This window comes from Yersinia sp. 2540 StPb PI (assembly GCF_052217165.1).
Classification (GTDB): domain Bacteria; phylum Pseudomonadota; class Gammaproteobacteria; order Enterobacterales; family Enterobacteriaceae; genus Yersinia; species Yersinia enterocolitica_E.
Window position 1 is genome coordinate 1,108,695 of the sequence record NZ_JAZGQC010000001.1, and the last position, 11,712, is coordinate 1,120,406.

The following is an 11,712-nucleotide window of genomic DNA, read 5'->3' on the forward strand; positions in this document are numbered from 1 at the left end:
CGCCCTGAATAATCACAGTTTTTTCAACATCGTCACTTCGCAGTCCACATGGCCGGTATTGCCCATCGAACAGTTAATATGCTCAAAACCCAGTTTCTCATATAAGCCAATGGCGCTGGTCAGGCTGGCAGTGGTTTCCAGATAGCAGCGACCAAAACCCTGCTGACGAGCAAACGCCAACGCTTGTAACGCTAACTGTTTTGCCAAACCTTTACCGCGTAATATGGGCAGGAAATACATTTTCTGCAATTCACACAGATCGGCTTCGCCACCTGACAACGGTGCTACGCCGCCGCCGCCAGCGATATTACCGTCGACCTCGATCACCCAATAAGCGCTACGTGGCTGACTATACAGCTCAAACAAGTGATCCAGATTAGGATCAGATACGGTATAGCCTTTATCTGCGGTCAAGCCGAATTCAGCCGAAACATCACGGATAACATTGGCGATAGCGAGATTGTCTGCGACAGTGATAGGGCGCACCAGCAGACGGATCGGTGTGGCAGTGGTCATGGCGTATTACTCTATAAACCAATGGGTAATAACATAGTAATAATCTGTAATACCATCTATACCCGTCATACTTCAAGCTGTATGTGCGTTGGTTGCACTCAATAACCCGAATCACTTACTACCAGTAAGCTCATCGGGATGAATGAGCCTCATCCTGCGGGCTGGCATAAATGCTGTTCAAATCGGTTCCCGACCGATTTGTCTCTCGCTTGCCGCCTTCCTACAACTCGAATTATTTAGGGTATGACACTGAATGAATGTAATGATAAAAAAACAGCGGCTAAATAATTAGCTCGCTGTTCTTATCAGGCTGTCGGGACCCGGGTTAATTACAGAGCAGCGATGACTGCCTGCTGCTCAATTAACTTTTGTTTGGCTTCAGCACAGGCCGCCATTCTTTCACGCTCTTTGGCAACTACCGCTTCAGGCGCGCGCGCCACAAAGCCTTCGTTACCCAGTTTGCCTTCGATACGCTCAATCTCGGCTTCCAGTTTTGCGACTTCCTTCGCCAAGCGATCCAGCTCAGTGGCTTTATCGATCAAGCCCGCCATTGGAATCAGCACTTCTGCGCCTTCAACCAGTTTGGTCACCGACACCGGGCCTTTATCACCGTCAGCGAGCAGAGTGAGAGAGGACAAGCGTGCCAGCGACTGGATGAAACTCTGGTTTTCTAACACACGGCGCTGAGCTTCAGCACTGGCTCCACGCAGTATGACTTCCAGCGGCTTACCTGGCGCGATGTTCATCTCTGCACGGATATTACGCACCGCAATGATGGTTTGCTTGATCCACTCCAAATCACTCAGGGCTTTCTCATCGACCTGGCTGGCATCATATTCTGGGAAAGGCTGTAGCATAATGGTATCTGCTGTGATGCCTTTCAGGGTTTTAACCCGCTGCCAGATAGTTTCAGTGATGTAAGGAATGATTGGATGCGCCAGGCGCAGCAATGCTTCCAGAACCTCAATCAGGGTATGACGGGTACCGCGCAGTTCAGCATCAGAACCACTGTTCATCACCGGCTTGGTCAGCTCCAGATACCAGTCACAGAACTGGTTCCAGGTAAACTCATACAAAATACCCGCCGCCAGATCGAAGCGGTAAGTATCCATCGCTTCACGGTAGGCTTTGATGGTCTGATTGAATTCCGCCAGAATCCAGCGGTCAGCCAGTGATAGCACCATTTCGCCGCCGTTCTGCCCGCAATCTTGTCCTTCAGTATTCATCAGCACGAAACGGCTAGCATTCCACAGCTTATTACAGAAGTTACGATAGCCTTCCAGGCGTTTCATGTCCCAGTTGATATCACGGCCGGTAGAGGCCAGCGCTGCCAGCGTAAAGCGCAGGGCATCAGTGCCGTGCGGTTCAATACCATTCGGGAACTGTTTCTCGGTGCGCTTGCGGATTTTTTCCGCCAACTGTGGCTGCATCATGTTACCGGTACGTTTTTCCAGCAACTCTTCCAGTGAAATACCGTCAACCATATCCAGTGGGTCGATGACGTTACCTTTCGACTTGGACATTTTCTGCCCTTCGTCATCGCGAATAAGACCGGTCATATAGACGGTCTTAAACGGCACCTGCGGCTTACCATTTTCATCTTTCATAAAGTGCATGGTCATCATGATCATGCGAGCAATCCAGAAGAAAATAATGTCGAAACCACTGACCACAACACTGGTCGGGTGGAAGGTTTTCAACGCATCGGTTTGCTCAGGCCAGCCCAATGTGGAGAATGTCCACAGACCGGATGAGAACCAGGTATCCAGCACGTCTTCGTCTTGACGCAATGCCACGTCTGCGCCCAGATTGTTTTCGCGGCGCACTTCAGCTTCATCGCGGCCGACGTACACTTTACCTTGCTCGTCATACCAGGCCGGAATACGGTGGCCCCACCACAGTTGGCGAGAGATACACCAATCCTGAATGTCGCGCATCCATGAGTAATACATGTTTTCGTACTGCTTAGGCACGAACTGAATTTCACCGTTTTCTACCGCTTCAATGGCAACTTTAGCCAGCGGTGCTGTGCGTACATACCATTGGTCGGTCAGCATCGGCTCGATAACCACGCCGCCACGGTCGCCATAAGGCACCGTCAGGTCGTGCGGTTTAACCTCTTCCAGCAGGCCAAGTTTATCAAATTCAGCGACGACAGCTTTACGGGCAGCAAAACGTTCCAGACCCTGGAATTGTTCTGGGATTGCACCGCTGCAAGCATCGGTAGCTTCACCGTTAGTATCAAACACTTCAGCTTCAGCACGGATATCACCGTCGAAAGTCAGAATGTTGATCATCGGCAGGGCGTGACGTTTACCTACTTCATAGTCATTAAAGTCGTGCGCTGGGGTGATTTTCACGCAACCGGTGCCTTTTTCCATATCGGCGTGTTCATCACCGAGGATCGGAATACGGCGGCCAACTAACGGCAGGTAAACTTCTTTACCGATCAGATCTTTATAGCGCGGATCTTCCGGGTTCACTGCAACACCGGTATCACCCAATACGGTTTCCGGGCGAGTGGTGGCGACCACCAGATAATCTTTACCTTCGGCGGTTTTGGCACCATCGGCTAGCGGATAACGCAGATGCCACATGGAACCTTTGGATTCGCGGTTTTCTACTTCCAGATCAGAAATAGCGGTGCGTAGTTTTGGATCCCAATTCACCAGGCGCTTGCCACGGTAAATCAGATCTTCTTGGTGCAGGCGAACAAACACTTCTTTAACCGCATTAGACAGGCCATCGTCCATGGTGAAACGCTCACGTTCCCAATCCACGGAGTTACCCAGACGGCGCATCTGGCGAGTGATGGTGCCGCCGGACTCGCCTTTCCACTGCCAGATTTTATCGATAAACGCATCGCGGCCATAATCGTGGCGGGTTTTGCCTTCTTCTGCGGCAATCTTACGCTCAACCACCATTTGGGTTGCGATACCGGCATGGTCGGTACCCGCCTGCCAGAGGGTATTTTTCCCCTGCATGCGCTGGTAGCGAATCAAGGTATCCATAATCGTCTGCTGGAAAGCATGGCCCATGTGCAAGCTGCCGGTTACGTTTGGCGGCGGGATCATGATGCAATAGCTTTCTTTACTGGTATCGCCGTTCGGTTTGAAATAGCCCTGTTTTTCCCAGTGTTCATACAGCGGCTGTTCGATTTCTTGCGGGCTGTATGTTTTATCGAGGGACGGCTCAGTTTTGTCGATATTAGAAGGTGTGTTTTCCATTTTCTTTTTATTTCAATTAGTTGGCGGCGTTGCCGTAGTCAAGTGGAAGCCGACGCTGCGATAAGACTTATATCGGTCGCGCGCCAACTGTTTCAAATTTTCTTCGTAAGGGACGAAGTCTACCACTTCATGGAAAGCGGTGGCAAAACCTGCGAACTCTGGCAGCAGGCTGATAAGCAGGTCGCGGGGTGAATTACCGCGCCGTTCCGGCCAGGCAAGTTCGACTGGCGCGCCATATTTTGGCCCTTCACCGGCCAGATTGTGTGGCACAAATTGGTCTGGTGCTCGTTGCCACAGGGCTTCATCCAGCCGCTGAGCCTGTTCCTGACTTTCACAGGCGATTAGCACCCGTTTGCCCGCCCGCCAATGGACAGCTGCAACTTCGCAGGCCAACGCCTCATGAGCACGTAGTTCACCGGCGGGCGTGTCGTGTTCGAGCAGGTAAAAGGTGGCGTTTTTCATAGGTTCTCAGCACCCTTGGTCCTTGACGCCGCAGGGGTGTTGGCTGCACTCACTCACCCGAATCACTTGACTGTGTAAGCTCATCGGGATGAGTTCGTTTGCCGCCTACCTGCAACCCCAATGAGCTTGGGTGTATATCAAATGGAATATATCAAACGATTAATCGTCGCCGTTTAGTCCTGCACGATTTAGCAGGAACTGAGACAACAACGCGACCGGACGGCCTGTTGCACCTTTGTTCTTACCTGAACGCCATGCAGTGCCAGCGATATCCAGATGCGCCCAGCTATATTTACGGGTAAAGCGCGACAAGAAGCAGCCTGCGGTAATGGCTCCACCAGCACGGCCACCAATATTTGCCATATCGGCAAAATTGGAGTCCAGTTGCTCGGCGTATTCATCACCCAGCGGCAAGCGCCATGCACGGTCACCGGCTTGTTCGGACGCCCCAATCAGCTCATGAGCCAATGGATTATGATTCGACATCAAACCGGTAATGTGGTGCCCTAATGCCACCACACACGCGCCGGTCAGTGTCGCGATATCAATCACCAGTTCTGGATCAAAACGCTCAACGTAGGTCAGCGCATCGCACAGTACCAAACGGCCTTCCGCATCGGTATTCAACACTTCGACTGTTTGGCCGGACATGGTGGTTAGAATATCACCAGGGCGATAAGCACGGCCACCCGGCATATTCTCACAACCCGCCAATACACCAATTACGTTCAACGGCAATTGCAGCTCAGCCACCACCCGCATCACGCCATAAACGGTTGCTGCACCGCACATGTCGTATTTCATCTCGTCCATGCCTTCGGCCGGTTTGATGGAAATACCACCAGAGTCGAAGGTCAGCCCCTTGCCTACCAGCACAATTGGCTTAGCGTCAGGGTTCGGATTACCCTTATATTCTATCACCGACATCAATGATTCATTCTGCGAACCATGGCCAACAGCCAGATAAGAGTGCATTCCCAGCTCTTTCATCTGTTGCTCGCCAATAACGCGAGTAATGATGTTGGTGCTAAACGCATCGGCCAGTTGGCGCGCCTGAGACGCCAGATACGCGGCGTTACAGATGTTGGGTGGCATATTGCCCAAGTCTTTAGCGGCTTTGATACCAGATGCCACAGCCAGACCGTGCTGTATTGCGCGCTCACCGCTGGTCAATTCGCGGCGGGTTGGCACATTGAACACCATTTTACGCAACGGGCGGCGAGGCTCGGTTTTATTACTTTTAAGTTGATCGAAGGTGTAAAGCGTTTCTTTGGCTGTTTCTACCGCCTGACGCACCTTCCAATAAGTATTGCGGCCTTTAACATGCAGTTCAGTCAGGAAGCAGACTGCCTCCATTGAACCGGTGTCATTAAGGGTATTGATGGTCTTCTGGATCACTTGCTTGTACTGGCGTTCATCAAGCTCACGCTCTTTACCACAACCAATTAACAAGATGCGCTCGGAGAGAATATTCGGCACATGGTGCAGTAACAGCGTCTGCCCGACTTTGCCTTCAAGTTCACCACGGCGCAATAAAGCGCTGATGTAGCCATCACTAATTTTGTCGAGTTGTTCGGCAATTGGAGATAGACGACGAGGTTCGAAAACGCCGACTACAATACAGGCACTGCGCTGTTTTTCCGGGCTGCCGCTCTTTACACTGAACTCCATGCACTCTCCTGAATCTTAAAGACAAAGGCGGAAGCTGCCGCTAGAATGTAGCGCTCCGCAACGATCTCTCTCCGTTGTGTTAACGACGTGTGTTAACCTTAACGGCATAAGTTGTTTTGTTTTGGCGACTATAAGCATGTTCCTATAGGACACCTAAACGCTAGATGCTGTAATACTATTTTAGCTGTGAAGGTTGCCATATGATGAGAATAAATGGCGGATTAACGATGAAACTATCGATTTTCCTGCAAAAAGACAAGTTTTCACAGGCGTATTAGCGTGATCATCATTAGATATCTGGTACGGGAAACACTTAAGAGCCAAATTGCGATTCTGTTCATCCTGCTATTAATCTTCTTTAGTCAGAAGTTAGTACGGATATTAGGCGCTGCGGTCGATGGTGAAATACCGACAAACCTGGTTTTATCCCTTTTGGGGCTCGGTGTGCCGGAAATGGCACAACTTATCCTGCCATTGAGCTTATTCCTTGGCCTGCTGATGACGTTGGGCAAATTGTACACGGAGAGTGAAATCACCGTGATGCATGCCTGCGGCATGGGCAAAAAATCCCTCATAATGGCTGCATTGATTCTGGCGCTGGTGACTTCTGCTCTGGCGGCGGTTAATACCATCTGGCTTGGTCCGTGGTCTTCTAAACATCAAGATGAAGTATTGAACGACGCCCGCGCTAACCCAAGCCTGGCCGCTTTGGCCGGTGGGCAGTTTAAGTCTTCAACCGATGGCAATTCAGCCTTATTTATCGGTAATGTGACAGGCAAAGAGTTTAACCGTGTATTTTTGGCACAATTGCGGCCAAACGGTAATCAACGCCCCTCTGTGGTTGTGGCAGATAGCGGCCATATGACCGAACGGCCAGATGGCTCACAAGTGGTTATTTTAAACAAAGGTACCCGCTATGAAGGCACCGCGTTGTTGCGCGATTTCCGCATCACTGATTTTGTTGATTACCAAGCAATAATCGGCCATCAGGAAGTGCAACAAAACAACAATGTGGCTGAACAGATGAGCATGAAACAGCTATGGCGTGCAAATGAACCCGATGCCCGCGCAGAGTTTCATTGGCGTCTGACACTGATTGTATCGGTGATTATCATGGCGTTGTTGGTGGTGCCACTGAGTGTTGTCAATCCACGTCAGGGGCGAGTGCTGAGCATGTTGCCGGCAATGTTGCTGTATTTGATTTTCTTCCTGTTACAAAGCTCCCTGCGCTCTAATGCAGGTAACGGCAAGCTGGACCCACTTGTCTGGATGTGGACCGTAAACGGTGCATATCTGGCGGTTGCGGTGGTATTGAACCTGTGGGATGGCCTGCCGGCTCGTAAGTTACGTGCGCGATTGAGAGGTGCTGCCTGATGTTTGGTGTATTAGACCGTTATATCGGACGGACTATCCTCAATACCATTTTGATGACGTTATTCATGCTGGTATCGCTCTCTGGCATCATCAAGTTTGTCGATCAGCTACGTAAAGTCGGGCAGGGTGACTACTCAGCAGTTTCCGCTGGCATGTACACCCTACTGAGTATCCCTAAGGATATTGAGATCTTTTTCCCGATGGCGGCGCTATTAGGCGCATTGCTGGGTCTTGGGTCATTAGCGACTCGCAGTGAACTGGTGGTGATGCAGGCATCAGGTTTTACCCGCATGCAAATCGCTGCGTCGGTGATGAAAACCGCGATTCCGCTGGTATTGTTGACAATGGCGATCGGCGAGTGGGTTGCGCCTCAAGGTGAGCAGATGGCGCGTAATTTCCGCGCTCAGCAGATGTATGGCGGTTCACTCTTATCAACGCAATCGGGTCTGTGGGCGAAAGACGGTTCTGACTTTATCTATATCCAGCGGGTATCGGGTGACAATGAACTGACCGGGGTTAACATTTATCATTTTGATAAACAAGATCGCCTGCTTTCGGTGCGTTACGCCGCAACAGCCACTTATGACGACAATATTTGGCGTTTATCGCAGGTTGATGAATCTGATCTTACCAATCCTAAGCAAGTGACTGGTTCTCAGACCTTGACTGGCGAGTGGAAAACCAATCTGACCCCAGAGAAACTGGGGGTGGTTGCGATGAATCCCGACTCGCTCTCCATTCGTGGTTTATACGATTACAGTAAGTACCTGCGGCAAAGTGGGCAGGAATCGAGCCGTTACGAGTTGAACATGTGGGGCAAGATATTCGCACCATTCTCAGTCGCGGTAATGATGCTAATGGCGTTGTCATTTATTTTTGGCCCATTACGTAGTGTACCGATGGGGGTTCGGGTGGTTACCGGTATCTTCTTCGGCTTTGTTTTCTACGTACTGGATCAGATTTTTGGTCCACTTAGTTTGGTTTACAGCATTCCACCGGTCATTGGTGCACTGTTGCCGAGTATACTTTTCCTCCTAATCAGTGTTTATTTGCTGCTAAAACGGCGTTGATGGCGTTTTTTTCGACACTTAGACTAAACTTGGTGGGATAACAGTTGCATGCAGATCATTGCTAGGTATAATTCACCTCGTTCTCCGCATACTACTTCAGTGCCGAAGTGGCGAAATCGGTAGACGCAGTTGACTCAAAATCAACCGCCGCGAGGCATGCCGGTTCGATTCCGGCCTTCGGCACCATTAGTATGTAAATAGACCTCAACTGAGGTCTTTTTTTATGTCTAAAATCCAGTCCCCGCAAGGCTCCTCTCGCTTTTTCAGTCAACATAAGTCAACCTGATTCAATCTACATCAACTTACTGATGCGGGTACAAATGCGGGTATATCCCGGTTCGATAATATTTGTACCCACACAGAACCCTTGAAAGGATACTCATCATGGCTCTGAGTGATGTGAAGGTTCGTACGGCCAAGCCAGAAGTAAAAGCCTATAAGCTTACTGACGGCGAAGGTATGGTGTTACTGGTTCATCCTAATGGTTCCAAATATTGGCGGCTACGTTATCGCTTTGGCGGTAAAGAAAAGATGTTAGCGTTGGGGAAGTACCCTGAAATATCACTGGCTGATGCCAGGGCGCGACGTGATGAAGCTCGTAAGCAGTTAGCTAATGGTGTGGACCCAAGTGAGAGCAAGAAAGCCGTTAAGGTAGAGCAGGAGCAAGAAGCGATAACTTTTGAAGTGGTAGCCAGAGAGTGGCATGCCAGTAATCGTCAATGGTCAGAAGCTCACAGTGCTCGAGTGCTCAAAAGCTTAGAGGACAATCTCTTTCAATCCATAGGCAAACGGAATATCACAGACCTCGGAACCCGTGATCTTTTACCTCCCATTAAGGCCGTAGAGATGTCTGGGCGTCTTGAGGTGGCTTCCCGCCTGCAACAACGAACCACAGCGATAATGCGCTATGCCGTTCAAAGCGGTTTAATTGATTACAACCCCGCGCAGGAGATGGCGGGCGCTGTTGCTACCGGTAAAAGAAAGCACCGTGCTGCACTCGAGTTAAACCGTGTTTCAGAGTTGCTTCATCGCATCGACTACTACAGTGGCAGGCCACTCACTCGACTAGCGGTAGAATTGACTTTATTGGTCTTTATCCGTTCCAGTGAATTACGCTTTGCCCGTTGGTCAGAAGTAGATTTTGAGACCGCCATGTGGACCATTCCCGGAGAACGTGAACCACTGGAAGGTGTTAAACATTCGCACCGTGGCTCAAAGATGCGCACTCCCCATCTTGTCCCCTTATCCCGCCAGGCTCTCGCCATTCTGGAAAAGATCAAAAACATGAGTGGAAATCGTGAGTTGATCTTTATCGGTGATCATGACCCACGCAAACCAATGAGTGAAAACACGGTAAACAAAGCCCTGCGGGTTATGGGATATGACACGAAAACGGAAGTTTGTGGGCATGGTTTTAGAACCATGGCCTGTAGTTCATTGATTGAGTCGGGATTGTGGTCGAGGGATGCAGTAGAACGACAGATGAGCCATCAGGAGCGTAACTCTGTGCGTGCGGCTTATATTCATAAGGCCGAGCACTTAGATGAGCGCAGATTGATGATTCAGTGGTGGGCAGACTATCTGGATGCTAATCGGGAGAAGGGGGTGAGTCCGTTTGATTTTGGTAAGATAAAAAGTCGTTAGACACGTATTCTGAAGCAGGGGATGTTATGTATACGGATGAGTTATTCGCTATTCAATCTGATTGGTCAAAAGATTCATTGTTATTAATGAGAGAACTCCTACCCTTAATGACTCCGGTTGCTTTATTTGACCAATGGACCAAGGAAGAGCAAAGTACGATTGGTTTTTTACTTGCTGCATCAGCAAGGTCCACAGAAAGTCTATTTTTATTGACCTCGTATGGGCAGCTTTGGGACGCAGAAATGATGCAAAGGGCTATCATTGAAGCATCGTTAAAATTTGTATTTCTTCTTGAATCTAGAGAAACATTTAAAGATAGGTTTAATGAATACTCAACAGCTCAATACGAGATATCCCTACTCAAGGATGATAATAAGGTTTTAGAGCTATTAAGCATCCTGCCTAACCTTGATGATGAACAGTGGCTCCCTTTGCGGAAACGTTTGCTTGCTGATGAGGAAAGAAAAAGGATTAATGAAACGTACGAGAAAAGTTATCGCAGATCTCTTGAAACGCGATGGGGGTTTACTAGTATTATAGGAAGCTTGACCCGTAGCGAAAAACTATTTCATGGGTTCAGTGGGTTATCATATGGGTACTCTGTATCAAGCCATGTTCTACATGCCGATTATTTAGGGGTAGCATTACCGATTGAAAGAGGTAGTAGAGAACATGAGCATCGATCCGCTATACATTTGGCTCATTTGAGTAGACATATCTCTGATGCTTTCACATGTCTGATAATGCGACTATATGCTGGGTATCGATTTGCTGGGATAGATACGGCGCCTATAAATGAAGCTATTAAGAAAATAGATGACCTACAGGTACCATTTCACGAAGAATATAAGAAATGGATAGATATAGAGTACGGAGGTAAATAGAATTAAGAGCCTGTCCGCAATTCTGTGTAACTGCCCACTTACTAAAAGTGATCGTTTAGATGATCACCGAACTCGATAATAAAACGACTCATTGCTAGCCGCAAGTTCTGTATCGTCATATTGCATTTTTTCGACGCTGACTGGGTCGACAGATAAATAACCTTCCTATCGAGTCGTCTGTCGGGAAAACTTTACGTTTCTTAATCGCCTGCCGGATCACGTTGTTCAGGGATTCGATGGCATTAGTCGTATAAATAACCTTGCGAATTTCAGATGGATAACTGAAGAATATATTGATATTTTCTCAGTGGGACGCCAATTTGTGGGTCTTTCTCATCCAAGATGTCAGCGAACTTATCCAACGCCATCAGTGCTGTTTCTTCTATACCATTTTTAATCCGCTGGTCGCTGCGTAATAGCCTGACTTGCTCCCCAGAAATTATAATCTCGTTCAATATAATCAAATACCGTTATTTTCATCGCTTCTTGACTGCTAAACCGTTCAACGTGAATACAGTCCACTTTCAGATGGTAAAAAAGCTTTCCACACAGGCATTATAACAACAACCCTTGACACCCATACTGCCTCGCAGATTATGTCGTATCAGCCAACTGATAAGGTAAAAAATAATCATCCACAATAATATCGCAAGAACCTTTGGCAATGGTTCGTTGAGACCATAATGTTTTTTGGTTATTAGATGAATCAACTGATTATTAAAACCATGAGTTACATCAATATTTTAGCCTCTAAATAGCTCAACTCTAGGTTTTTTTGGATTTGATGGGTTACTATCTTTCAGATACACAATTGGCATGGTACTGAAGTAAGAGCCGTTATCCTTAGCAAGCTCCTTGGGACAC

At 48.6% G+C, this 11,712-nt stretch carries 9 protein-coding genes, 1 tRNA gene and 2 pseudogenes; 5 read left to right on the forward strand and 7 right to left on the reverse strand.

The genetic code is table 11. The annotated features are described in order from the left end of the window. Positions 1–12 precede the first annotated feature (12 nt). The 4 genes from V1956_RS05020 to pepA form a co-directional block, all read right to left on the reverse strand. Positions 13–516, reverse strand: a complete 504-nt coding sequence (locus V1956_RS05020) for a GNAT family N-acetyltransferase (RefSeq protein WP_372557872.1) — start codon at positions 514–516, stop codon at positions 13–15. A gap of 329 nt (positions 517–845) precedes the next feature. Next, entirely contained in the window at positions 846–3,743 is a 2,898-nt protein-coding gene (locus tag V1956_RS05025; RefSeq protein WP_420072104.1) for a valine--tRNA ligase, read from the reverse strand. A 12-nt stretch (positions 3,744–3,755) separates the two neighbouring features. After that, complete coding sequence (locus tag V1956_RS05030) at positions 3,756–4,205, reverse strand: DNA polymerase III subunit chi (RefSeq protein WP_004704882.1); 450 nt, start codon at positions 4,203–4,205, stop codon at positions 3,756–3,758. A 159-nt stretch (positions 4,206–4,364) separates the two neighbouring features. Further along, the gene (pepA, locus tag V1956_RS05035; protein WP_005186600.1) at positions 4,365–5,876 is read right to left on the reverse strand and encodes a leucyl aminopeptidase; all 1,512 of its coding nucleotides are present in this window, start codon (positions 5,874–5,876) and stop codon (positions 4,365–4,367) included. 279 nt (positions 5,877–6,155) lie between these two features. Between pepA and lptF the strand changes: the two genes are divergently transcribed. The 5 genes from lptF (at position 6,156) to V1956_RS05060 (ending at position 10,848) form a co-directional block, all read left to right on the forward strand. Further along, positions 6,156–7,250 carry an LPS export ABC transporter permease LptF gene (lptF, locus tag V1956_RS05040; RefSeq protein WP_372557874.1) on the forward strand — a complete coding sequence of 365 codons (1,095 nt, stop codon included), beginning with the start codon at positions 6,156–6,158 and terminating at the stop codon, positions 7,248–7,250. Continuing rightward, a complete protein-coding gene (gene lptG / locus V1956_RS05045) occupies positions 7,250–8,320 on the forward strand; it encodes an LPS export ABC transporter permease LptG (RefSeq protein ID WP_083160821.1) in 1,071 nt (356 codons plus the stop codon). The genes lptF and lptG overlap by 1 nt, the downstream gene beginning before the upstream one ends. A gap of 101 nt (positions 8,321–8,421) precedes the next feature. Continuing rightward, positions 8,422–8,506 (forward strand) — tRNA-Leu (locus tag V1956_RS05050). Between the two features lie 198 nt (positions 8,507–8,704). Continuing rightward, positions 8,705–9,964 carry a tyrosine-type recombinase/integrase gene (locus tag V1956_RS05055; protein ID WP_442824855.1) on the forward strand — a complete coding sequence of 420 codons (1,260 nt, stop codon included), beginning with the start codon at positions 8,705–8,707 and terminating at the stop codon, positions 9,962–9,964. A gap of 26 nt (positions 9,965–9,990) precedes the next feature. Continuing rightward, on the forward strand, positions 9,991–10,848 hold the full coding sequence (locus tag V1956_RS05060) for a DUF5677 domain-containing protein (RefSeq protein ID WP_442824856.1): 858 nt from the start codon (positions 9,991–9,993) through the stop codon (positions 10,846–10,848). Positions 10,849–10,889: 41 nt separating this feature from the next. Here the strand turns inward: V1956_RS05060 and V1956_RS05065 are convergent. The 3 genes and pseudogenes from V1956_RS05065 to V1956_RS05075 form a co-directional block, all read right to left on the reverse strand. Beyond that, positions 10,890–11,149 (reverse strand): annotated as a pseudogene (locus V1956_RS05065) (transposase); the annotation flags it as partial. After that, on the reverse strand, positions 11,118–11,303 hold the full coding sequence (locus tag V1956_RS05070; protein WP_442825847.1) for a hypothetical protein: 186 nt from the start codon (positions 11,301–11,303) through the stop codon (positions 11,118–11,120). The pseudogene V1956_RS05065 and the gene V1956_RS05070, both read right to left, overlap by 32 nt. Next, positions 11,242–11,456: pseudogene (locus tag V1956_RS05075) on the reverse strand (IS3 family transposase); the annotation flags it as partial. The pseudogene V1956_RS05075 and the gene V1956_RS05070, both read right to left, overlap by 62 nt. Positions 11,457–11,712 lie beyond the last annotated feature (256 nt).